General features: G+C 69.5%; 20 protein-coding genes. 8 read left to right on the top strand and 12 right to left on the bottom strand.

Going from position 1 to position 23,357, the window contains the following annotated elements; translation table 11 throughout:
- Nucleotides 1–2,481 (top strand): malto-oligosyltrehalose synthase, encoded by a 2,481-nt coding sequence (treY, locus tag L8M95_RS16435; RefSeq protein ID WP_260487151.1) that lies wholly within the window; start codon nucleotides 1–3, stop codon nucleotides 2,479–2,481.
- 95 nt (nucleotides 2,482–2,576) lie between these two features.
- Here the strand turns inward: treY and L8M95_RS16430 are convergent, their stop codons facing one another.
- Nucleotides 2,577–2,942, bottom strand: a complete 366-nt coding sequence (locus L8M95_RS16430; protein ID WP_260487150.1) for an RNA-binding S4 domain-containing protein — start codon at nucleotides 2,940–2,942, stop codon at nucleotides 2,577–2,579.
- Nucleotides 2,943–3,155: 213 nt separating this feature from the next.
- On the bottom strand, nucleotides 3,156–4,085 hold the full coding sequence (locus L8M95_RS16425; RefSeq protein WP_260487149.1) for a type IV toxin-antitoxin system AbiEi family antitoxin domain-containing protein: 930 nt from the start codon (nucleotides 4,083–4,085) through the stop codon (nucleotides 3,156–3,158).
- A gap of 445 nt (nucleotides 4,086–4,530) precedes the next feature.
- Here L8M95_RS16425 and L8M95_RS16420 point away from each other — a divergent pair, with 445 nt between their 5' ends.
- A complete protein-coding gene (locus L8M95_RS16420) occupies nucleotides 4,531–5,241 on the top strand; it encodes a nitroreductase (RefSeq protein WP_260487148.1) in 711 nt (236 codons plus the stop codon).
- A 66-nt stretch (nucleotides 5,242–5,307) separates the two neighbouring features.
- Here L8M95_RS16420 and L8M95_RS16415 read toward each other — a convergent pair whose 3' ends face one another.
- Nucleotides 5,308–5,547: a hypothetical protein gene (locus L8M95_RS16415; RefSeq protein WP_256821287.1), complete on the bottom strand. Its 240-nt coding sequence runs from the start codon at nucleotides 5,545–5,547 to the stop codon at nucleotides 5,308–5,310.
- A 4-nt stretch (nucleotides 5,548–5,551) separates the two neighbouring features.
- Nucleotides 5,552–6,229, bottom strand: coding sequence for a YigZ family protein (locus tag L8M95_RS16410; RefSeq protein ID WP_260487147.1), 678 nt, complete (start codon nucleotides 6,227–6,229; stop codon nucleotides 5,552–5,554).
- A 98-nt stretch (nucleotides 6,230–6,327) separates the two neighbouring features.
- Between L8M95_RS16410 and treZ the strand changes: the two genes are divergently transcribed.
- Entirely contained in the window at nucleotides 6,328–8,175 is a 1,848-nt protein-coding gene (treZ, locus tag L8M95_RS16405) for a malto-oligosyltrehalose trehalohydrolase (protein WP_260487146.1), read from the top strand.
- Nucleotides 8,176–8,206: 31 nt separating this feature from the next.
- Here the strand turns inward: treZ and L8M95_RS16400 are convergent, their stop codons facing one another.
- On the bottom strand, nucleotides 8,207–9,865 hold the full coding sequence (locus L8M95_RS16400) for a hypothetical protein (protein ID WP_260487145.1): 1,659 nt from the start codon (nucleotides 9,863–9,865) through the stop codon (nucleotides 8,207–8,209).
- Between the two features lie 274 nt (nucleotides 9,866–10,139).
- Here L8M95_RS16400 and L8M95_RS16395 point away from each other — a divergent pair, with 274 nt between their 5' ends.
- The 4 genes from L8M95_RS16395 to L8M95_RS16380 all read left to right on the top strand — a co-directional run bounded on the left by L8M95_RS16395 (nucleotide 10,140) and on the right by L8M95_RS16380 (nucleotide 13,255).
- Complete coding sequence (locus tag L8M95_RS16395; RefSeq protein WP_260487144.1) at nucleotides 10,140–10,883, top strand: hypothetical protein; 744 nt, start codon at nucleotides 10,140–10,142, stop codon at nucleotides 10,881–10,883.
- Between the two features lie 39 nt (nucleotides 10,884–10,922).
- Nucleotides 10,923–11,627: a hypothetical protein gene (locus L8M95_RS16390; RefSeq protein ID WP_260487143.1), complete on the top strand. Its 705-nt coding sequence runs from the start codon at nucleotides 10,923–10,925 to the stop codon at nucleotides 11,625–11,627.
- A 25-nt stretch (nucleotides 11,628–11,652) separates the two neighbouring features.
- Nucleotides 11,653–12,396, top strand: coding sequence for a hypothetical protein (locus L8M95_RS16385; RefSeq protein ID WP_260487142.1), 744 nt, complete (start codon nucleotides 11,653–11,655; stop codon nucleotides 12,394–12,396).
- Between the two features lie 361 nt (nucleotides 12,397–12,757).
- The gene (locus L8M95_RS16380; RefSeq protein ID WP_260487141.1) at nucleotides 12,758–13,255 is read left to right on the top strand and encodes a hypothetical protein; all 498 of its coding nucleotides are present in this window, start codon (nucleotides 12,758–12,760) and stop codon (nucleotides 13,253–13,255) included.
- A 143-nt stretch (nucleotides 13,256–13,398) separates the two neighbouring features.
- Here L8M95_RS16380 and ilvA read toward each other — a convergent pair whose 3' ends face one another.
- From ilvA to lspA, 6 genes are all read right to left on the bottom strand, one after another.
- Complete coding sequence (ilvA, locus tag L8M95_RS16375) at nucleotides 13,399–14,673, bottom strand: threonine ammonia-lyase IlvA (RefSeq protein WP_260487140.1); 1,275 nt, start codon at nucleotides 14,671–14,673, stop codon at nucleotides 13,399–13,401.
- A 43-nt stretch (nucleotides 14,674–14,716) separates the two neighbouring features.
- Nucleotides 14,717–18,265, bottom strand: a complete 3,549-nt coding sequence (gene dnaE / locus L8M95_RS16370) for a DNA polymerase III subunit alpha (protein WP_260487138.1) — start codon at nucleotides 18,263–18,265, stop codon at nucleotides 14,717–14,719.
- A 33-nt stretch (nucleotides 18,266–18,298) separates the two neighbouring features.
- Nucleotides 18,299–19,183 (bottom strand): EamA family transporter RarD, encoded by an 885-nt coding sequence (gene rarD, locus L8M95_RS16365; RefSeq protein WP_260489290.1) that lies wholly within the window; start codon nucleotides 19,181–19,183, stop codon nucleotides 18,299–18,301.
- Nucleotides 19,184–19,364: 181 nt separating this feature from the next.
- Nucleotides 19,365–20,153 (bottom strand): hypothetical protein, encoded by a 789-nt coding sequence (locus tag L8M95_RS16360; RefSeq protein WP_260487137.1) that lies wholly within the window; start codon nucleotides 20,151–20,153, stop codon nucleotides 19,365–19,367.
- Nucleotides 20,150–21,076 (bottom strand): RluA family pseudouridine synthase, encoded by a 927-nt coding sequence (locus L8M95_RS16355; RefSeq protein ID WP_260487136.1) that lies wholly within the window; start codon nucleotides 21,074–21,076, stop codon nucleotides 20,150–20,152. Before L8M95_RS16355 ends, L8M95_RS16360 begins: the two co-directional genes overlap by 4 nt.
- Entirely contained in the window at nucleotides 21,069–21,743 is a 675-nt protein-coding gene (gene lspA, locus L8M95_RS16350) for a signal peptidase II (RefSeq protein ID WP_260487135.1), read from the bottom strand. The genes L8M95_RS16355 and lspA overlap by 8 nt, the downstream gene beginning before the upstream one ends.
- A 70-nt stretch (nucleotides 21,744–21,813) precedes the next feature.
- On the opposite strand from lspA, the gene L8M95_RS16345 reads away from it, so the two are divergent.
- Nucleotides 21,814–22,824 carry a hypothetical protein gene (locus L8M95_RS16345; protein WP_260487134.1) on the top strand — a complete coding sequence of 337 codons (1,011 nt, stop codon included), beginning with the start codon at nucleotides 21,814–21,816 and terminating at the stop codon, nucleotides 22,822–22,824.
- A gap of 28 nt (nucleotides 22,825–22,852) precedes the next feature.
- Here the strand turns inward: L8M95_RS16345 and L8M95_RS16340 are convergent, their stop codons facing one another.
- Nucleotides 22,853–23,344, bottom strand: coding sequence for a hypothetical protein (locus tag L8M95_RS16340; protein WP_260487133.1), 492 nt, complete (start codon nucleotides 23,342–23,344; stop codon nucleotides 22,853–22,855).
- Nucleotides 23,345–23,357: the final 13 nt, after the last annotated feature.

Raw genomic sequence — 23,357 nt, 5'->3', positions numbered from 1 at the left:
ATGGCCGTCGAGGACCCGACCGGGGCGACGCCGCTGGCCCGCGCAGCAGTGCTGGCGAGCACCTACCGCCTCCAGCTGCGCACCCCCGCCTCGGACCCCGACGGCCGCGGCTTCACCCTGGCCGACGCCGAGGACCTCGTGCCCTACCTGGCAGACCTCGGCGTGGGCGCGGTGTACCTCTCGCCCGTCCTGACCGCCACACCCGGTTCCACGCACGGATACGACGTCGTGGATCCGACCACGGTCTCGGCGGAACTCGGCGGGATCGACGCGCTGCGCTCACTGCGGGCGGCGTGCCGGTCCCACGGGCTGGGTCTCGTGGTGGACATCGTCCCCAACCACCTCGGTGTGGACGAGCCGGCCGCCAACCCGTGGTGGTGGGACGCGCTGAAGCGGGGCTCCGACTCGCCGCAGTTCCCGTTCTTCGACTTCGACACCGAGGACGCGAACGGGGCCGGCGGCAAGATCGCGATCCCCGTCCTGGGGTCACCGGACGACGTGGCCGACCTCGTCGTCGTCGCACCCACCGACACCGACTCCGGCGAGGCCGAGCTCGGCTTCTACGACCACCGGTTCCCCATCACACCGGGCACCGCCGACGGCACCGCGCAGGAGGTCCACGACCGCCAGCACTACCGACTCGTCCACTGGCGTGAGCCGCTGCTGGGCTACCGGCGGTTCTTCACCGTGACGGGGCTGGCCGGGCTGCGGCAGGAGGACCCCGCGGTCTTCGACGCCACCCACGCCGAGGTACGCCGCTGGTGCGAGGAGGACCTCGTCGACGCCATCCGCGTCGATCACCCCGACGGGCTCGCCGACCCCGTCGGGTACGCGCGTCGACTGCGGGAACTCGCCGGTGACGACCGTGTACTGCTGGTGGAGAAGATCCTCGCGCCCGGTACCGATTCGACCCCGCCCGAGGTGCTCGACCCCACCATGGGCGTCGACGGCACCACCGGGTACGACGCGCTGCGGCTGATCGACCACCTGCTCGTCGACCCCCGCGGTGAGGGCCCGCTGTCGGAACTGGCCCGACGGTACAGCGGCGGCCCCGGCGACGAGGACCAGGTCCACGCCCAGTCCGCCGAACTCAAGCGGCAGATCGTGGAGGAGGATCTGGCGCCCGAGCTGGCGCGGTTGGCGCGCGCGGTGCGCCGCGAGGCCGCTGTGGGGCCGGACGGCTCCGGGGTCGACGGGTATGGAAGCGACGACGGATATGGAAGCGACGACGACGAGGACGCCCTCCTCCGGGAAGCACTGATCTCGGTGGTCGCGCGCACGCCGTTCTACCGCGCCGACTACCCCGTCCTGCGCGGCACCCTGCCCATGATCCTCGGGGAGCTGCGTCGGCAGCGGGCCGAGCTGGCACCCGCGCTGGGGCTCGTGGCCGGGGCGCTGGCCCGCGGCGGCGAGGCGTCCACCCGGCTCGCGCAGGTCACCGGCGCCGCCACCGCCAAGGCCGAGGAGGACCGGTTGTTCTACCGGCTCGGGCGGCTGGTCTCACTCAACGAGGTCGGCGGCTCCCCCGGGCGGATGGGCCTGCCGGTCGAGGCGTTCCACCTGACGATGGCCGAACGGGCCCGCGACACCCCGCTGGCGATGACGGCCCTGAGTACCCACGACACCAAGCGCGGCGAGGACGTCCGCGCGCGGATCTCGGTGCTCTCGCAGCTCCCCGACGAGTGGGCGGACTTCGTCTCGCGCGTGTTCGACCGGTTCCCGCCGCCCGCCGAGGACGCCGGATACTTCCTGCTCCAGGTGATCGTTGGTGTGTGGCCCGAGCGGGGCGGACCGACCGACGAACTGCGGTCGCGCCTGCACGACTACGCCGACAAGGCGATGCGTGAGGCCGCCGTCCACACCACGTGGACTGATCAGGATGCCGATTTCGAGTCCGGCGTGCACCGGTGGATCGATGCTCTGATCGACTCCGGCGGCGGGGTGCTCGGGCCGTTCGTCGAGCGCATCGCGCCGGCGGGCCGGGACAACTCGCTGATCGCCAAGGCCGCGCAGCTGCTCGGCCCCGGCATCCCCGACGTCTACCAGGGGACGGAGGTGTGGGAGGACTCCCTCGTCGACCCCGACAACCGCCGGTTCGTTGATTACGGGCCGCTGCGCTCCGGCGCCGTCGCCCGCGCGGGACACCCGAAGTTCGTGCTGGTCCGCGAACTGCTGCGGTTGCGGCGGGCGTATCCGGAGGCCCTGACCGGCGGGGCGTACGTGCCGCTGCCCGTGCAGGGGCCCGCCGCCTCCGACGTGGTGGCGTTCACGCGGGCCGTCGATGATCGGCCGGCGGTCGGGATGATCGCGCGGCGGCGCACCGCGGTGTTGCCCGCCGCGGAGTTCACCGGGACCGAGGTGCTCTTGCCGGAGGGGTCGTGGTCGGTCCGCCCGGACGGGTCGCCGATCTCGGGCCGCGTCGATCTCGGCGAGCTGCTCAGTGACACGGCGGTCGTGGTGATCGTCCGCGAGGACGGCTGACTCGCGAGCTCGCCGGGTCGCTCGGACGCGGGGCCCTCGGTCGCGGGGCGCTCAGCTGCGGATCCGTCATTCGCGGGGCGCTCAGCCGCGGGCTCTCAGTCGCGGCCCAGCAGCCGGTCGGTCTCCCTCCGCTCCCGCTTGGTGGGCCGTCCGGCGCCGCGGTCCCGCCGCGGCTGGGAGGCCAGGACCTCCTTGGGCGGAGGCGGGGGCGAATGGTCGATGTAGCAGGTCGCGGCCACCGGGGCGCCGACCCGCTTGTTGACCGTCCGCACCACCTCGAGGATGCGGACCCGCCCGAGGGCGCCGGTGACCTGCACGCGGTCGCCGGGTACGACGGGCTTCGACGGCTGCACCGCCTCGCCGTTGACCTTGACGTGCCCGCCACGGCAGGCTGCCGCCGCCTTGGTCCGCGACGGGAACAACCGCACCGACCACGTCCACGCGTCCACCCGAACACTCATGGCGCGAGGATAACCCCACCATGCCCGCAACCTGACCTCTCGGATTCCGCCTCACCTGCGGGACCCCACGGGTCAGGCAGAATCGGACAGGTCAGGCAGAATCGGACAGGTCAGCCGGGATGGGTAGCCACGACGGGCAGGGCGGGCGGGACGGAGTGACGGGTCTTGCCGCGCCGTGTCGTGGTTCCCCGGCGCCCTCCGCACTCCCTCGGCTCACGCGGCGGCCGGGTAGAGGACTCTTCGAATCCGCTCGGCGAGGAGACGCGGCTGCTCGAGATCCGCCCACCGCCAGTGCAGGACCCGATAGCCGAGGGCCAGCAACTCAGCGTCCCGGTCTTTCTCACGAGCCAGTCGGCGTCTGAGTTCGAACCCGTCCGCGCCGTCGAAGTACTTGCCGAACCCATCGCATTCCCCGATCACCCCGAACTCGCGCCACAAGAAATCCACCCGCGCGATGCGGTTGCCGTGGGTGTCGAAAATGTTCGCCTGGGTCTCGGGCGTCGGCAGCCCGTGATCGATGAACGTCAGCCGGCTCAGCGTCTCCGCCACGCTCTCGCTCCGATGATCGACCAGGCCCAACGCCGACCGGGCCTTCCTTATCCCCATTCGTCCCGAGGCCTGCTGCAACGCGAGTTCCACGTCCGGGTCCGTGACGAGTCCACGATGCCGGGCGGCGTCCGCGACCGACACCGCAGCGTCCCTTCCCGTTGACAGCGCGACATCCACCACAGTCCTCGCCGGAGTCGTCACCTGCAGCCCGTCGACTCTGGTGACCTCCTCCTCGTCGAGCCCCACCGTGTGGTGCGTGACCAGACGCGACGTACGGCTGCGGCCCTTGTCACCCGCAGCCGAGGTGGTGACCCGCCCCAGCGGCAGACCCCATCCGGGCAAGCCGTGCACCAGAGCGGCAGACGAGTGGGAGAACACGGGCGAGCCCAGGGCAGCATCCGCCGCCAACACCGACAGCAGGTGACGGGACTCCCGCGGGAGCTCCTTGGCGGTGCCCGGGACATAGAACCCGGGTCGCAGCCTGACCAGTTCTCCGGAGGCCACCGATCGGCTGAGCAACTGGCTGGACATTCCCCGGCCGACCAATTCGTCGGTCGTCAACAGCATCTGGCGTAGTTCGTTGATCTCGTGCACACGCTGATGATCACCGAGGCACCGCTCCGGGCCGGGTTTCAGACGCCCGATTCACGCTCACCTGTGGAGGCGGCAGCGGTTGTGGATAACGGGCACCGCCACTCCCGTTGGACCCTCGTCCGCCGAGCGGCGACTGCCCTGGGCCGGGGCGACGCATCGTGACCTGTCCGATTCCGACTCACCTGCGGGATCCCGCGCGTCAGTCGGAATCCGACAGGTCAGTCGGAATCCGACAGGTCAGTCGATCGCCCGCGGTCCCGTGGCTCGTGTTGTGCTCAGCCGCGGGTGCGGCGGCGGGTGCGGCGGCGGGTGCGGCGTCGGATGCGGGTGCGGGTGGGGCGGCTGGGGCAGTAGTGGCAGCGCAGGCGGCTGCAGCCCCTGTCACGTCGCCCGGGGCACCGTGCGAGACTGGGATCACATCGCCCCGCCGCCCACTGGAGGACCCATGACCGACGCCGCCGCCACGCTCGACGCCGCCGCCACGCTCGACGCCGCTGCCACGCTCGAGCAGATCCTCGACGGCCGCAACAGCTGCCGAGGCTTCACCTCGGAGCCGGTCCCGGAGGAGACGATCGACCGGATCTTCCGGATGGCCCAGCGCACGGCGTCGTGGTGCAACTCGCAGGCCTGGCAGGTGGAGCTGGTGACGGGGCAGGCGACGGCCGCATTCGGTAAGCACCTCACCGACCACGTGCTCTCCAGCGACATGAGCTCGGATTTTCCCGCACCGGAGCGGTATGACGGTGTGTATGGCGATCGCCGCCGGGCGAGCGGATTCGGGCTCTACTCGGCGCTCGGCATCGAGCGGTCGGACAAGGATGCGCGGCTGCGTCAGATGCTGGAGAACTACCGCTTCTTCGGCGCCCCGCACGTCGCGGTGATCACTTCGGACGCGGGCCTCGGCACGTACGGCGCGGTGGACTGCGGCGGCTATGTGTCGACGTTCCTGGCGGCCGCAACGTCACTGGGAGTGGCCACCTGCGCCCAGGCCGCGATCGCCCTCTATTCGGACGCGGTCCGCGAGCACCTGCAGATCCCCGAGGACCGGCTCATCGTGTGCGGGATCTCGTTCGGTTACGCCGACGCCGACCACCCGGCCAACACGTTCAGGGCCGAGCGTGCCGACCTGACCGACGTGGTGCGCCGCCACGGCTGAGCCCGGAGCGACCGGCTCGCCGCGGTCGACTCCGCCCGCGTCGCAGCCGGTCCATCCCGGTTCGTCTCAGTACAGCTCGCGCTTCTGCCCGGACTTGCCGGAGATGGCCTTGCGGACCTTGTTGCCGTTGTAGATCGCCACGATCGCGGCCAGGATCGCCACCACCGTGAAGAACGAGCTCGCGAACAGCGCGATGGGCAGCGACACAGCCGTCACACCCAGCGCGATCGCGGTGGTGCGCGCATCCTTGCGGACCTGCTGCTTCTGCTGCTCGATCGAGTTCGGTTGGTAGGGCTGCATGCTCATGTAGTCAGGATTCCATATCCGGGCGAACGGCCGCGTTCTCGGTGGTGGCCACACCCGCGGACTCCCATTCGACCCCGCCCGAGGTGCGGGCGGCGAGGATCGGACCGAGCACGTCGATCTGGCCGGCGACGGTCAACCGCACCCGCCGGCCGTAGTCGACGTCCATCACCCGGGCACCGACCGAGCGCAGCGCCCCCTCGAGACCGCCGGCCACGGCGTGGTCGACCTCGGCCGCCCACGCGGGGGTGCGGGTGACCTCCGCGACGCGACCATCAAGCCACGCGGAGTCGACCGCCTCGGACACCGCCGCCGAGTAGGCCCGCGCCAGCCCGCCGGTGCCCAACTTGGTGCCGCCGAACCACCGCACGACCACCGCGCACACCCCGGTGAGGCCACTTCCCCGCAGCACGTCCAGCATGGGTGTCCCGGCGGTGCCGGAGGGCTCGCCGTCGTCGTTTGACCGCTCGATTCGGCTGGACCCGGGAACGTCCACGATGAAGGCACTGCAGTGGTGGCGAGCCGACGGGTGCGCCGCCCGGAGTTCGGCGATCAGGACGCGGGCGTCCTCCTCGTCGTCGCACCGTCTCAGCACGGCCACGAACCTGGAGCGTTTCTCCTCGTACTCCCCCGTCACGTCCGGTCCGGCGGTGAGCCGGAGCACGCGGGGCGGGGAGTCGGTCATGTCCCCAGTATCGCCGTTGGTCGTGGATGGGCGCAGGTCGGCCGACGGTGATCGCTCGCGTCTCCCCGCGGCGGCGCGTTTTCCCTACGCTGGGCGGTGTGACCTCACCGAGCCAAGCGACCCCGCCCGACTCGAGCGCGGCAGCCACGACCGCGCCGACCTCGTCCACCGTCCCCGCCGGCGCCACCCCGCGCGACGAGATGTTCTCCGTCTGGGCGCCCACGGCCCGCGGGGTGGGGCTGGTGCTGGACTCCCCCGCCGCAGACCCGGTCCCCATGCGACGCGCCTCGGACGGCTGGTGGACGTGCGGCATCCCCCGTGAGCAGGGCAGGGACTACGGGTTCGTGCTGACCGGCGACGACGACGAGGTCGGCCCGCCGCGGCCCGACCCGCGGTCGCCGCGTCAACCGAACGGGGTGCACGGGCTGTCGCGGGTGCACCGCCTCGACCCGTCCCGCTGGACGGACGAGGGGTGGACGGGGCGACAGCTGGCCGGATCGGTGATCTATGAGATGCACGTGGGCACCTTCTCGGCCGGCGGGACGCTGACCAGCGCGATCGGGCACCTCGACGAGCTGGTCGAACTGGGCGTGGACATGGTCGAGGTGATGCCGCTCAATGCCTTCAACGGCGAGTACGGCTGGGGTTACGACGGCGTCGCGTGGTTCGCGGTGCACGAGCCGTACGGCGGGCCGGACGCGTTCCAGGATTTCGTCGACGCCTGCCACACACGGGGTCTGGGCGTGTGTCTGGACGTGGTCTACAACCACCTGGGCCCATCTGGGAACTACCTGCCGGAGTTCGGCCCGTACCTGTCCGCCGCGGACGGCCCGTGGGGGTCGGGGCTCAACCTGGACGGCGAGCACGCGGGCGAGGTGCGGCGCTACATCATCGACAACGCGCTGCGCTGGTTCGACGAGTTCCATGTGGATGCGCTGCGGCTGGACGCGGTCCACGCGCTGCACGACGCGTCGGCCGTGCATCTGCTCGAGCAGTTGACGGTGGAGGTGGAGTCGCTGTCGACGCATCTGGGGCGGCCGTTGTCGCTGGTGGCGGAGTCGGACCAGAACGATCCGCGACTGGTCACCGCGCGCGAGGGTGGCGGCTACGGCCTGGACGGGCAGTGGGACGACGACGTGCACCACGCGATCCACGCCGCCGTGTCCGGGGAGCGCCAGGGCTACTACGCCGACTTCGGGTCGCTCGAGTCACTGCGGCAGGTGCTCACGGGCGCGTTCCTGCACGCGGGGACGTTCTCGACGTTCCGCGGGCGCGTGCACGGGCGGCCGCTGGACGTGGGCCGCGTGTCGGGATCGCGGTTCGTGGCCTACACGCTGACGCACGACCAGGTGGGCAACCGCGCGGCCGGCGATCGGCCGTCGATGAACCTCACGCCGCAACAGCAGCTGGCCAAGGCCGCGATCGTGCTGTGTTCGCCGTTCACCCCGATGCTGTTCCAGGGCGAGGAGTGGGGGGCGCGGACGCCGTTCTGCTTCTTCACCTCGCATCCCGAGCCCGAGCTGGCCGAGGCGGTACGCCGGGGCCGGACCCGCGAATTCGCGGCGATGGGCTGGGATCCGGACACGGTGGCGGACCCGCAGGATCCGGACACGTACCGTCGTTCGGTGCTCGACCGCACGGAGCAGGCGGCCGATGAGCATGCCGAGATCCTGCGGACCTACCGCGCGCTCATCGCCCTACGGAAGGCCGAGCCCGAACTCAGTGATCCGTGGCTGGGCTCGGTCCGGGTGGACTGCGGCGTGGAGGCCGACGACAACCGCTGGCTGGTGGTCCACCGCGGATCCCTGGCCCTGGTGGTGAACCTGGGCACCGAGCCGTCGCGGGTCCCGCTGACCGGCGAGGCGGTGTTCGCCTCGGGGGCGGTCGCCGACGACGACTCGGTGTTCTGCCAGGCGTTCGGGTTCGCGGTGGTGCGGACCGGCTGAATGGGACAGCAGTGTCCGGGCCGACCAGGCTCTAGTTTGCGAACCCCACCGAGAACCTGCCGCCCTGCCCGATACTCCCGGTCAGCCAATCCCACACCAGCTGAGGAGCGCGGAAGAATCCTTCGAGGCTGACCGAGCCCTCGCCGCCCTCTGGCAGGGGCGAGCTCGGGTTCGTCCCGGTGACAATGGCAGCGACGGAGACCGGCGATTGTCCCGCGTAACGGTCCAGGTCGTTGATGATCAGGGGCACGATCTCGGCGCGGTAGCGGTAGGTCTTCGTGTTCTGCGCCTGCGTCAGGGTGTCCACCGGAAAGGCGATCTGCTTGGTGCCCGTGCCGCTGGGCACGGGCAGCGGGGCACCGTGCGGCTGGTCGTCCTTGTACAGCTGGATCTGGAGGTTCGCCGGGAACGAGCGCCCGGACGGTGGGGTGACGTTGGCCCTGAGAGTGACGGGCATGGTGCCATTCGCGAGCTGCCCGTTGGTGGACGAGAGGGCAACCGTCGCGTTGATCTCGTTGTAGCCCACCGAGTAGCTCGTCGGCGCGGACGTGCTGGCCTCGATGTCATCCGCTCGCCCGGTGTACGTGGCGGTCACCTCGTAGTTGTCGCGGATCTCTCCTGCGCTGATGTCGGGGAATTGGAACGAGTTGGTCGAGGCGGTTCCGTCGGCATTGATCGACGCGGTCGAAGAACCGATCACGGTTCCGGTGGACAGGTCCTTGATATCGAACCTCATCACGGCGCCGCCCGCACGGACGTTGGACATTAGTTCTTCGGTCGTCGAGACTTTCGCGGACAGCGTCGGTGTCCTGGCCGAGCGGGGTAGGTGGGCTCCCTCGCTCGTCATCACGGTGGTGGTCTTGGCGAGGTAGCGGGCAGACGAGCCGCTGACCAGCGTTGATGTGAGAGCCGACGCGTTCTGGGAGGAACTACAGTAGAAGCGAGAGCTCCACCAGTACGAACCGATCGTGTATCCGGACCGGTGTGCGCCCTGAAAGGTGTTGAGAGCCCCGTTGGTGGCACTTCCCCGCGTGTGGGACCCGGCACCCTTGAGCCCGACTGCGATCGATTCGCCAGACCTGGTCACGGGGGCTCGCATGCGTAGCGCCAGCTCCGGGAAGCGGAATGTGGATCCCCCGTTGACCCTGAGCCCGGCGTCCCAGTAACCCGATTCGATTACGCCGGTCGTGTTGGTGTTCAAGACGACGGTAGCGCCACCCCAGATGCGGGCAACTGGACCATTCCATCCATCAAGACTGTCGTACCGGTCGATCCGCAGTGCGCTGCTGCCCGACGAGATCCCCATCTCGCCTCCGATGGCGTCCACACCAAGAATCGTCGCGTTCGTGGGAATAGCGACGTCGTAGCTCAGTCGCCCGGCTTCGTACTGATTGTTCGGACCCGTTGCCGTCGTCATCGCCCCAGGCTGGACGTACGCGGTGAACACTTCACCCGGAGCCACCTGCGCCGGGTAGCGCACTACAACCTGGTTTGCTCCACCCGGCCCCGTGCCGAGGCCGATCTTGAACTCCTTCTCGACGTCCGTGCCGTTGTAGATCGACTGGCAGGAGTGAGTGACCGGCACCACGATCGCAGCATCCTGCCCGTACGCGGGCGGCGCGAGCGGCGCTAGAAGGCCTCCGAGAAGGACGGTAGCCACAACGGTGGACGACTTCTTCCACAGGGCCATTAACGCGGCTCCTTAACGAAATTGTGATCGATGGCGACGACCCCAGGGGGACCCCTGCAGCACTTTCTGAGACGTTCATCACATTAGCAGTCGATGATTAGTTTTAGTCCACGCGGGGCCTCCATAGGACCAAGACCTGCACCGCAGCAACTTAACGGCGACTTAGAGAATCGGGTTGTGTTTCTCATCACTCGCATCCATACTTCCCCTAGCCTGGTCGCACACCGTCCAGTGCACTCCGCACGCGTGACACCTACAACCAGGAGCTAGACGGATGCCCAGATCTCGCACACTCAGTCGCCTCGCGGTGGCGGTTGCCGTCGTCAGCGCATCCGGGACGGGCGCGACAGCGTCGGCACAGCTGCCCGGGGTGACTCCGGGCAAGAGCGTGGTGATCGTGGACGACACGACCATTCAGGTCGCCGTCGACGCCCCCAACCTCGAGGCCGGCACCGTCGGGGTGAGCCTGCAGAACAATTCGGACTCCGCTGTGACGTGCTCCGGAATCCGCGGCGACAGGTCAGGCACCATGACCCCGGCCGGGACCGTCACCACCTCGGAGATCGTCAGCCGCACGGTCGACTACTACGCCAAATACCTTCACGCTTTCGACCCCAGCCTGCCCATTCACGTCGGCAGCGGGGCGCTAATCGATATGAACATGGCGGCGGGCCTCGGGAGTGTCACCGACCTGGTCCCGGGCAGCATGACCGGGGGGCTTCGCCCGGAGTTCGGGGCGGCCGGCCGCCTGGGCGAGCTGTACACCGAGGCGCGCGTAAACGGGCTGGTCGCCACGGTCGGTTCCGTGTCCATTCCGGCACGGAGCGGAATCACCTTCACCGCCCAACTGAACGATGCCGCCGCCGGGCTTCGTCCTGCGAACTTCCGACCGGGCGCTGTATTTGGCTGCCAGCGCGGTGGGCAGGACTACATCTACTCCGGCTATCACGGAGAGGACACCCCGAGCATTCCGTTGGGGAGCATCTCCTCTTCCGAGACCGGCCGCTTCGGCAGCTGACCCCAGAATTGCCCCCTCGTGCCGTACCAGGAGAGACCATTGAAGAAACCGTCCCGTCGTGCCCTCGCCGGCATGGCCGCCATCGTCGTGGGCTTGAGCTCGCCGGGCGCCGCAAGCGCCCAGATTCCTGGAGCAATAGACACCGGAACGGTGGTGATCACCAACAGCGACCGCCTTCTCGTCCGTGTCAATCCCGCGGGAGCGGCCGCCACACAGGTCACGGGCACCATTCAGAACACCACCGGAACCACCTTCCGGTGCGCCACGCCCGGCGTCCGTGGAAACGAGTACCCGGGGCAAGTCACCGAAGCCATGATCGTGGCGAGGTCGATGAAGTACTACTCCAAGAACGTGTTCGTTCCGGTCGGGGGCGTCGAGTTGGACGTGGAGGCGCCCATCACCCTCGACCCCCTGGCCTTCGGAAGTCTCCTGGATTTCTTCCCGACCGGGAGCTTCAACAAGCCGGTGGGCGACACCCGCTCCGAATACATGGGCATCTACGCCGCCCAGACCGACGCGCGGATCAACGGCCACACGGGAGACCCCAAGGTCAGCAACGCCACGGCGTTCAACGTGGGCGGTAATGCAACCGTCAACTGGACCGCAGCCCTCGGAACTCCGGCCTCCGGAATCCGGACCGACTTCGACGCAGGCGCGATGTTCTACTGCCGCACCACCAGCGGCAGCCCTGAACGCCACTACGTGTTCGCCGGCTACGAGACCGGCTCCGCGCCCACCATCTGACCGAAGATCCCGACGGAGAGAACCTATGACACTGGCACGACGCGCCACGCTCATCGCCGCGGCAGCCATGGCCATCGCCGCAGTCGCGGCACCGACAACAGCACTGGCCCAGAACGTGATCCCCGGAGACCTTGCTGCCGGGAAAACCGTCATCACCTGGCTGCCCGGGGTCGACATCGCCGTAACCCAGCCGGATTCCGCGAGCGTGCGATTCGTGATGACGAACAATTCCGGCCGCAATCTCACATGTAATGGACCTGCCAACGACTCCGGGATCGGCGCGACGGCGACGACTGCGAGGGTCGCCCAGGCCGCTGTCCAGTACTACGCGAACTTTCCCTACAAACCCGACCCCAAGGACAGTTTCGGCAGCACCGGCAACGTCGGGGCGGGCGATGGCGACCTCACGGTTGATATCGGATGGGCGCCCATTCTCGGTTTTCTCCCGACCGGAAGCATCGCGCCGTTCCTCGGCGACTCCTACGCCGCTCGCGACTGGATCTCCAGTCAGCATTACAAAGCGACAATGAAGGGTCAGACCGGCACGACCGCCAACTTCTCCCTCAACAGCGGCGCCGCCCCCCTGACAAGAACCATCAACCTCGGACCGCCGAGCAACGGGGTGCGGGACATGAACAAGCTCGACGCCGGTGTCTACCTCGTATGCACGTCCGGGGACGACGCCTTCGCGTTCGCCGGGTACGAGAACGGGCCTCCGTCGCCAACCAACGAGGGAACTCTGCCGATCGGTTCGACGGGCAACCGCTAGCACCGGGGCGGGACCACTCAGTCGCTCACATGATCGCCGGGACATGGTTCTCGGCGACCATGCGGGCGGCCACGTGTGGTTACGAGATCATCACGAGAGCAGTGATTAAATCCTCACGCTTGACCCGAGGGGCGTCACGGACCGCGCTCAACGCCCCGGAGGCGAAGAAGCAACGGACTTATCCGCGCTGCTCATAGGGGCTTTCACCACCGAAAAGCACTGCTGCTGGACACTTTTCAGAAATGTGTTTGCAATCACACCCCGCATATGTAACGCTTAGCAAGCGTCCAATTTGTTAGGCGCATCACAGTCTCGGCCATCAGGGGAACGAGACCTTCCAACTTCCTTAAGGGGACTCTTCATGGCATCCGCCTCGCTTCGTTCGACCCTGCGTACCGCCGTCGCCGTCGGCGCGTTCGGTGCACTCGCAGTGTTCGGCACCGCGGCCACCGCCGGCGCCCAGACCGGGCCCGTCGTCGCGGCTCCGTCTTTCGGCAGTCTCGGCTCACTGGCCGGCCTGATCGCCGATGAGAACGCCGGGAACCTCGACGGCTTCTTCGACGGTTCTGTCGGCGCCAACGGCTCCCTCACCGGTTCTGTGGGATCGGTGTCGGACTCCGCCGGCGACCTCGGTTCTCAGGAGCAGGCGGTCGATGGCCTCGAGGCGGGTTCGTCGACCGGGTCCGCGGGTTCGATGGGCCAGATCGCCGGGAACATCGACCCCGGCGGTCTCGAGGAGGCCAACACCGGTTCCGCTGGAATGTCCTCCGACCTGCTCGGGATGCTCACCGGAGTCCAGGCCGGCTCGGTCGGCGGCATGATCGAGTCCGCATCCGACGGGCTGGCCAACCTGAACTAGCGCCTGGGGTCGGACTCCCGACCTTCGCCCGTACGCGCCTGATCGGCAGAACCCCTGCAGGACGAGAGATCGTCCGGCAGGGGTTCTGTCGTGTCAGCGGTCGGAACGGAGGGAGCCGTCGGTACGGCGGCGCAGCCCGCCCGTCAGGTCAGATACTCGTACGCGGCGGTGCCGGGCTCGAGGCGCTCGCAGTCGATCCGGGAGGCGTCCATCCGCTCCAGCAGCGAGTGCAGGCCGGTGGCCGAGCCGAGCTCGATACCCACGAGCGCGGCGCCGTATTCGCGGTTGTTGCGCTTGAGGTACTCGAACTGCGTGATGTCGTCCTCGGGGCCCAGGACCTCGTCGAGGAACCGACGGAGCTGGCCGGGCTCCTGCGGGAACTTGACCAGGAAGTAGTGCTTGAGCCCCTTGTGGACCAGGGAGCGCTCGATGATCTCGCTGTAGCGCGAGACGTCATTGTTGCCGCCCGAGACCAGGCAGACGACGGTGGCGCCCTCGTCGATCTCGAGCTGATGCAGAGCCGTCACCGACAGCGCGCCGGCGGGCTCGGAGATGATGCCCTCGTTCTGGTACAGCTCCAACATCTCGGTGCAGACAGCACCCTCGTCCACGGTGAGGACCTGGATCCGCTCGGACATCGACGAGATGATGCCGAAGGGGAACTCGCCGAGTCGGGCGACCGACGCCCCGTCGACGAAGGTGTCGACGGTCTCGAGGGTGATCGGCTCCCCCGCCTCGAGCGCCTTGGTCAGCGACGGGGCCCCGGTGGGCTCGACCGCGATGATCTTGCAGTCGGGCGCGTACTCGGCGAGATAGGTCGCCACGCCACCGACCAGGCCGCCGCCGCCGACGGGGACCACCACGGCGTCGGGCGTCTCGTCGAGCTGGGCGAGGATCTCGGCGGCGATGGTGCCCTGCCCCGCCATCGTGTCGGGGTGGTCGAACGGCGGGACCATCGTCGCCCCGGTGCGCTCCGCGTCGGCCCGGGCCGCGGTCTGGGCGGCGTCGAAGTTCGTCCCCGTCACCACGAGCTCCACCCAGCTGCGTCCGTGGGCGAGGATCCGGTCCCGCTTCTGTTTGGGCGTGTTGGTCGGTACGTAGATCCGCCCGTTGATGCCCAGCACCCGGCAGGCGAACGCCACGCCCTGGGCGTGGTTCCCGGCACTGGCCGTCACGACGCCGGCGCTGCGCTCGTCACTGTTCAGCTGCGCCATGAGGTTGTAGGCGCCGCGGATCTTGTACGAGCGGACGTCCTGCTGGTCCTCGCGCTTGAGCAGGATGTGCGCGCCGGTCTGCTCACTCAGCCGCTCACTGATCTGGAGGTCGGTGCACCGGACCACGTCACCGATCCGGCGGGCGGCTTCGTCGATGTCGTCGGGGGTGACGACCTGGGTCGTGGTGGAATCGGTGACGGTCACAGCCACCAGTGTCCCACCGCGCCCACGATCACCGCCAACCCGGTCAGCCCGTGAGGCAGCCGGGGCCGAGCAGCGCCTTGAGATCCCCCATCAGTGAAGACGATGTCTCGACCCGCAGGTGGTCGTCGAGCCGCAGGACGGTCGAGGAACTGCCGTTGACCAATCGCAGGTGCACGTCCGACGGGCCCGGGTGTCGCCCCAGAACCTGCTTGAGGGCGGTGACGGTCTCGATGGTGCACATCCTCGTCGGCAGCGTGAGCGCCAGCGGCGCCCCGTTCCCGCCGACGACCAGATCCGGCACCTCGAGGGTGTCTCCGAACACCGAGACGCGGTCCTCACGGATGTTGATGCGCGCCTTTACCAGGACCACCGCGTCCTCGGCGATGTCCATTGCCGCGAGTCGGTAGGTCTTGGGGAAGAACAGCACCTCGACGCTACCGTTGAAGTCCTCGATGGTGACGATCGCCCACGGCTCGCCGTTCTTGTTCACCCGCCGGTCGACGCCCGAGATGATCCCGCCGATCGTCACGGCGGTGCCGTGGGAGAGCTCGCCCTCGTGGATGGTGGCGATGGTGGTGTCGGTCTTGGCCTCCAGTGCGGCCTCGAGCCCGTCGAGGGGATGACCGGACACGTACAGACCCAGCATCTCGCGTTCCAGCGCGAGCTTCTGTTTGATATCCCATTCCTCGTCGGGGACCCGCACGGCGAAGACGTCATTGAACGACTCCGCGCCGGAGTCGTCGGTGTCTCCCCCGCCGAACAGGTCGAACTGCCCCACCGCCTCGGCCTTCTTGGTGGACATCACCGATTCCACGGCGTCGGCGTGGACCAGGAACAGGCCCTTGCGCGGGTGGCCGAGCGAGTCGAAGGCGCCGGCCTTGACGAGGGACTCGGTGACCTTCTTGGTGCAGGCGGTCTGGTCGATCTTTGCCAGGTAGTCCGAGAAGTCGCTGAACTCGCCCTTGGCCTCGCGGGCCGCGACGATCGAGTCCACCACCTGGGCGCCGACGTTGCGCACGGCGCCGAGCCCGAAGCGGATGTCCGTGCCCACCGAGAGGAAGTTGGTCAGCGACTCGTTCACCGAGGGCGGCAGGACCTTGATGCCCATCTGGCGGCAGTTGGACAGGTACAGGGCGGCCTTGTCCTTGTCGTCACCGACGGAGGTGAGCAGCGCCGCCATGTACTCGGCCGGGTAGTTGGCCTTGAGATAACCGGTCCAGAAGGACACCAGGCCGTAGCCGGCGGCGTGGGACTTGTTGAACGCGTACGAGGCGAAGGGCTCGATGGTGCCCCACAGCGCGTCGACGGCGTCCTTGGAGAAGCCCCGCTCGAACATTCCGCCGGAGAACTTCTCGTACTCGGCGGCCAGCACCTCGGCCTTCTTCTTGCCCATGGCCTTACGGAAACCGTCGGCCTCGCCGGCCGTGTATCCCGCGAGCTCGCGGGAGATCGCCATGATCTGCTCCTGGTACACGATCAGACCGTGGGTCTCACCGAGGATCTCCCGCAGCGGCTCCTCGAGCTCGGGGTGGATGGGCACCAGATCCTGCTTGCCGTTCTTGCGGTCGGCGTAGTTCCAGTGCGTCCCCATGCCCATGGGGCCGGGGCGGTACAGGGCGAGGGCGGCCACAATGTCGTTGAAGCCGGTGGGCTTCATCCGCTTGAGCAGCTCGCGCATGCCACCGGAGTCGAGCTGGAACACGCCCAGGGTGTCGCCGCGGGCCAGCAGGTCGTACGTCGCCTGGTCCTCGGTGCTCAGGGTGTCGAGGTCGATCTCCTCGCCGCGGTTGAGCTTGATGTTCTCCAGGCAGTCGCCGATCACCGTGAGGTTGCGCAGGCCCAGGAAGTCCATCTTGAGCAGGCCGATGTCCTCACACGACGGGTAGTCCCAGCCGGTGATGAGGGCGCCGTCTTGGGCGCGCTTCCACATGGGGATCACGTCGAGCAGGGGCTCGGAGGACATGATCACCGCGCACGCGTGCACGCCGGCCTGGCGGACCATGCCCTCGAGCCCGCGGGCCGTGTCGTAGATCCGCTTGACGTCGGGATCGGTCTCGATGAGCTGACGGACCTCGGCGGCCTCACCGAAGCGCTCGTGCTTGGGGTCGGTGATGCCGGATAGCGGGATGTCCTTGGCCATGATCGCCGGCGGCAGCGCCTTGGTGATCCGGTCGGCGATCGCGTATCCGGGCTGGCCGAAGTTCACGCGCGCGGCGTCCTTGATCGCGGCCTTGGTCTTGATGGTGCCGAACGTGATGACCTGGGCGATCTTGTCGGCGCCCCACTTGTCGGACGCGTAGCGGATCATCTCGCCGCGGCGGCGGTCGTCGAAGTCGATATCGATATCCGGCGCGGACGGGCGCTCGGGGTTGAGGAACCTCTCGAACAGCAGCCCGTGCTCGATCGGGTCGATGTTGGTGATCTTCAGCGCGTACGCGACCAGGGCGCCGGCGGCGGAGCCTCGGCCGGGGCCGACCTTGATCCCGATGGAACGGGCGTGCTCGATGAGGTCACCGACCACGAGGAAGTAGCCGGGGTAGCCCTTGCCCTTGATGACCTCGAGCTCGAACGCTGCGCGATCGAGATACTCCTGCGGGACGCCGTCCGGGAACCGCCACTCGAGGCCCTTGTGGACCTCCCGGGCCAGCCAGGTGTCCTCGGTCTCGCCCTCGGGCACGGGGAACTTGGGCATCCGGTCCTTGGGCGCCCAGATGTCGTCGTACGGCTGGACGCGCTCGGCGATCCACAGGGTGTTGTCGCACCCGCCGGGGACCTCGGTGTCCCACTGGGCGCGCATCTCGTCGGCGGACTTGAGGTAGTAACCGTCACCGTCGAACTTGAAGCGGTTCTCGTCGGCGAGGGTCTTTCCGGTCTGCACGCACAGCATGGCCTCGTGGTAGTGGGCCTGCTCGCGGGTGACGTAGTGGCAGTCGTTGGTCACCAGCGGCGGCATCCCCAGGTCCCTGCCGAGCTTGAGCAGGTCCTCGCGGACGCGCCGCTCGATGTCGATCCCGTGGTCCATCAGCTCGAGGAAGAAGTTGTCCTTGCCGAAGATCGACTGCCACTTCTCCGCGGCCTCGTAGGCCTCCTTCGTGTGGCCCAGGCGCAGCCGCGTCTGGATCTCACCGGAGGGGCACCCGGAGGTCGCGATGATCCCCTCGGAGTGCTCGGCGAGGATCTCGGCGTCCATGCGCGCCCACTTGCCCAGCTGTCCCTCGTAGGAGGCCAGCGAGGACAGCAGGAAGAGGTTGCGCAGGCCGGTGGCGTTCTCGGCGACCATCGTCATGTGGGTGTACGCGCCCGAGCCGGCGACGTCGTCGCTCTTCTGGTGCTTCTCGCCCCACAGCACGCGCTTCTTGTTGAAGCGCGACTCGGGGGCGACGTACGCCTCGATCCCGATGATCGGCTTGATGCCGGACTTCTTGGCCTGCTTGTAGAAGTCCGAGGAGCCGTACATGTTGCCGTGGTCGGTCATCCCGACCGCCGGCATCCCGAGCCTGGACGCCTCCGCGAACAGCGGGTCGATCTGCGCCATCCCGTCGAGCATCGAGAACTCGGTGTGATTGTGCAGATGCACGAACTGGTCGCCCACGCAGCATTCCTCCTACGGCTTGTCCGAGACAGTCTAGGTCGGTTCTCCGACAGGACCAGAAACGCCAGTTCGACGGGAGCGTGGTTGCCTACCGGCCAGCGTGAACGCGATCACCGCGGCCCAGATGAGCGCGAACCCGACCCATTGCACGGCGTCGAGCCGCTCGCCCACGACGAGCAGTCCCCAGGCCATCTGCAGCACCGGGACGATGTACTGCAGCATCCCCACGGTGGCCAGCGGGATGCGCTGCGCGGCCACGGCGAACAGCAGCAGCGGGACCACCGTGACCAGGCCCGACGTCGCCAGCAGGGCGGAGTGCCCCACGCCCTCGGTGCTGAACGTGCCCGCGCCGGTCGCCCCCAGCCACAGCAGCAGGACCGTCGCGAACGGGGCGATCACCAGCACCTCGCCCGTCATCCCGATCACCGGGTCCACGCGCAGCTTCTTCTTGAACACCCCGTACATGCCGAAGCTCAGCGCGAGGATGACCGAGAGGTACGGGAAGTGACCGTATCCGGCGGTGAGGACCCCCACGGCGACGACGGCGAGGGCCACCGCGAGCCACTGTGGGCGGGTGAGCCGTTCGCGGAACAGCAGGACGCCCAGCAGGACCGAGACCAGAGGGTTGATGGTGTACCCGAGGGCGGCTTCGGTGACCCGCTCGGAGTTCACCGCGTAGACGTACACGCCCCAGTTGGCGGTGATGAACAGGGCTGCGCCCGCGACCCGGGCCCACGAGACGCGGTCGATGGCCCACAGGTCGCGCCAGCGCCGCAGCACCGTGAGGACCACTGCCATCACGACGAGCGACCACACGATCCGGTGACCGACGATCTCGACGGCGCCGGCGGGCTCGAGCAGTGGGAAGAACGCGGGGAAGAATCCCCACAGGGTGTAGGCGGCGATGCCGGCGACCATCCCGCCGGCGGCCGACTTCTCGCTGTTGCTCACCCGCCCGCTCGGACCCCTGTTGCTCACCGGCGCAACCCTAGCCACGCCCCGGCTCGGGCCCGCGGGGCGTGCGCCGTTCGGGGGTGGGGGGCCCGCCGGCAGGTGCCGTCCCGAGGACGAGCACGCGCCGTCGGTGGGTGTGCGCGGTTCAGGAGGCCGGGACGGGGCCGTCGTCGGGCAGCGGGTAGGCCGCGTCGACCTGCTGCGGCTGCAGCGGGCGGACGGCGAAGCGTTCCCACACCGCGTCCGGCGGCAGGGCCTCGACCGCGCGGACCCAGGGTTGATCGGCCACCGCGCGCAACTGCGCGGTGGTGCCGCGGGCGAGCAACCCGATGATCGCCGGCTCCCCGGTACGGATTCGCGCGACGGTCAGGTTGGAGGTGGCGGCGGCCCGTCCGGCGTCGGACGGCTGCGGCACCCCGGGTCCGGTCGGCGGCCCCGCCTCGAGGCGCCGGATCACCTGCTCGAGACCGCGGTGGAAGACTGGCTCGCGTCCGGTCTCCCCCGCCACCGGCTCGGCCAGGGTCGCCCCGGTGACGGGCATCGCGACCCCGTCGACCGGCACCTGCACGTACAGCCCCGAGACGCGCGGCAGTTCCCGGACCACGCCGGCCGCCTCGGGCACCGTCCACGCCCAGCCCGCCGTCACGAGGGCCCAGCGGTGGGCGTCGGTGTCGGAGGCGGGGGCGTCGTCGTCGTCGTCATCTCCGCCGGAACCCCGTGCGGCCTCTCCCCCGCCGTCCGCGGCGACCAGTGAGTCGGCCGCGCGGGCGAGGTAGTCGTCGACGCGCTCGCCGTCGGTGGGACCCAGGGCGTCGGTCATCACGCCGGGACTGCGCGGCAGCTCGGTGCGCAGCGCGGTGAGGACCGCGACCAGTGACAGCACGATCACCACCCCCACGCCGGCCACCTTGAGCACCCGCGCGGCGAGGGTCATGCCGAGCGCAGGACGTCGATCGCGTGCTGGAGATCGTCGGGGTAGGTACTGGTGAAGTCCACCCGCGAGCCGGTCCCCGGGTGCTCGAAGCCCAGCCCCACCGCGTGCAGCCACTGCCGCTCGAGCCCCAGCCGCCTGGCCAGGACCGGGTCGGCGCCGTAGGTGAGGTCACCGGCGCACGGGTGGTGCAGCGCGGAGAAGTGCACGCGGATCTGGTGGGTGCGGCCCGTCTCGAGCTTGACCTCCACGAGCGTCGCGGCCTGGTGTGCCTCGAGGGTGTCGTAGTGGGTGATCGAGTGCTTACCGTCGGAGGTGACGGCGAAGCGCCAGTCGTTGGACGTGTGACGCCCGATCGGCGCGTCGATGGTGCCCGAGATCGGATCGGGGTGGCCCTGCACCAGCGCGTGGTAGGTCTTGTCCACGGTGCGGTCGCGGAACGCCCGCTTGAGCAGCGTGTACGCCCGCTCGGACGCCGCCACCACCATGAGGCCGGAGGTGCCCACGTCGAGCCGGTGGACGATCCCCTTGCGCTCCGGCGGGCCGGAGGTGGAGATGCGGTACCCGGCGGCGGCCAGGCCGCCGATCACGGTGGGACCGGTCCAGCCGACCGAGGCGTGTGCGGCGACGCCGACCGGTTTGTCGACGACGACGATGTCCTCATCCGAGTACAGGACCGCCATCCCCTCGACCGGCTCGGCCACCACGGCCGGCTCGGCCCGCGGTGCGGGCATCTCGACCTCGATCCAGGACATCCCGGTGAGCTTGTCGGACTTGCCCACGGTGTGCCCGTCGAGCAGGACCTTGCCCTCGCCGGCAAGGTCGGCCACCGCGGTCCGCGAGATGCCCAGGAGCCGGGAGACCCCGGCGTCGACCCGCATCCCGTCGAGCCCGTCGGGGACGGGGAAGGTGCGGACCTCACCCATCGGCGGGGTCCCTCTCGGCCTCGCCCGCGGCGCCGGAGTGGCCCGACACCCGCGAGCCGTCGACGTCGATGTTGCGGAACACGGCCACAGCCACCACGATCACCCCGGCGACCAGGCAGGAGTCCGCGACATTGAACACGGGCCACCAGCCGATGGACACGTAGTCCACGACGTGGCCCTGCAGGATGCCGGGCGCCCGGAGGTAGCGGTCCACGAGGTTGCCGGCGGCGCCGCCCAGGATGAGGCCGAGGCCCCACGCCCACCACCGTGAGTGGACCCGGCGGGAGAACCAGATCAGCCCCGCCACCACGACCGTGGCGATGATGCTCAGCACCACCGTGAACTCGGTACCCATGGAGAACGCGGCGCCCGGATTGCGGAGCAGGACCAGACGGACCGTGTCGCCGACGAGTTCCACGGGCCGCGCGTTCTCCAGGTTCGCCACGGCCAGCACCTTGGCGACCTGGTCGATGAGGATGATCACCGCGGCGATCACCAGCATGACCACCGGCCCGTGCCGGAAGTAGTGGGGCAGAGGGTTGTGGGGCGCGGGGTTGTGGTGCGCGGGGTTGTGGGGCGCGGTGCTCGCGGGCGAGGCATCCTGGGGTGCCGCACTGCCGGGCGTGGGCCCCGGTGCGTCGGGCGGCGTCCCGTTGGTCTCCGTCATGGGCACCAGTATCCCTGATCCCGCCGCGGGCCCGCCTGCGCCGGGTGGGCGACCCTCTAGGCTCGGGGCCGTGGATCTGCGATCGATCGTCTCCCCCAGCCCCTCCCGCACCGCCCGCCGCGGTCGACGTCTCGTCGCGGCGGCGCTGGCCGTGACGCTGGTGGCAGGCGCGTCCGCGTGCGGCGAGGACGATGCCGCGGACCTCGCCGCCAGCGGCCCGGGGTCGTCATCTGCGCAGGACGGACAGGACCTCGAGCCGGAGTTGACCGTCGATCCCGGCCCCGCCCCGGTCGTGGACCTGATCGACGCCGGTGGGGGCGAGCGGCGGGTCCTGGCGTACGCCCCCTCCCGGGAGCCGGCGGTCGTGGCCGTCACCCGGTCCGCCACCTCGCGGACCGAGGTTCCGGGGGCGGAGCCGCGCTCCGACGACACCCCCGCGCAGACGCTCACCGTCGAGGGGCGGTCGGAGCCCGACGTCGACGGCGCGCAGCGGGCCACCGTCACCGCGCGGGAGTTCACCTCCGTCGACGAACTCCGCAACGCCCAGTTCGCCACCGCTCCCGGTTTCACCGTCACCTGGAACCGCAGCGCCGACGGCGTGGTCCGGGAGCTGTCGCTGGCCGCGCCGTCGGCGGCCACCGATGCCGCACGCGCCGGCGTGGAGATCACCGCCAACGCGGTGTCGGACGCGACGGTGGCGTTCCCCACCGAGGCGATCGGCGTCGGCGCCCGCTGGACCGTCACCCGACAGGTCGACGACGCGGTGGCCCCGACGCGGGTCGTCACCTACGAACTGGTCGGGCTCGAGGGCGACGTGGCCACGGTCCGGTCGACGACCACCGCCCCCGACCCGGCCGCCACCCTGGCCGCGCCCGCCTCTGACGGCGGGCCCGGCGTGACCCTCGATGTGGAGTCCTACGAGGTCGACGGCTCGGGCGAGCTCACGGTGGATCTGCGGGCCGCGTTACCCGTGGACGGAACGACCGAGTCCTCGACGCGGGCCGTCTACGTCGATCCCGACTCGGGACGACGGACGACCTACGACGAGGACTCGGTGCTGCAGTTCCGCAGCGTGGACTGACTCGCGAGCAGTCCGGTGCGATCCGCGATCAGACGCCGGCGCAGGTGGCCGGCGGCTCCAGACCGGCGTTGGTGATGAGCGCGCAGGCGAACGCCTTCTGCAGCTGCCACTGACCGCCCTGGTCGATGAACTGGGCCTGGACGTTGATGTTCTCCTGGCCGGGCTGGGCGATCACCGCGTTGGCGATGAGCGTTCCGGGGATGTCTCCCTCCGCCGCGCCCGTGATCGTCACGTCGGCCCCCTGCTCGGCCTTGAGGGCGGCGATCTGGTCGAAGATCTCGGGCGCCTCCGCACCGCCCTCGACCAGGTTGACCTTCTCCTCGACCGGGACCGCCGGGTCGGACGCCCGGGCGAGCAGCTGGGTCAGCTCCTCGGCGGTGGGGATGGCGGTCTCCTGCGCGCTCGTGGTGGGCGCGGGGGCGGTCTCACGCCCGCCGTCCTCCCCGCCTCCACAGGCGGCGAGGCCGCCCAGGGCGAAGGCGGACAGGGAGACGGCGGCGATGGTGCGTCGAAGGCTCACACGGGGTCCTTTC

Origin of the sequence: Dietzia sp. B32 (genome assembly GCF_024732245.1) — a bacterium.
GTDB lineage: Bacteria > Actinomycetota > Actinomycetes > Mycobacteriales > Mycobacteriaceae > Dietzia.
The sequence above is the reverse complement of the archived record's forward strand: the minus strand, read 5'-3'. Positions and strand labels throughout refer to the sequence as shown.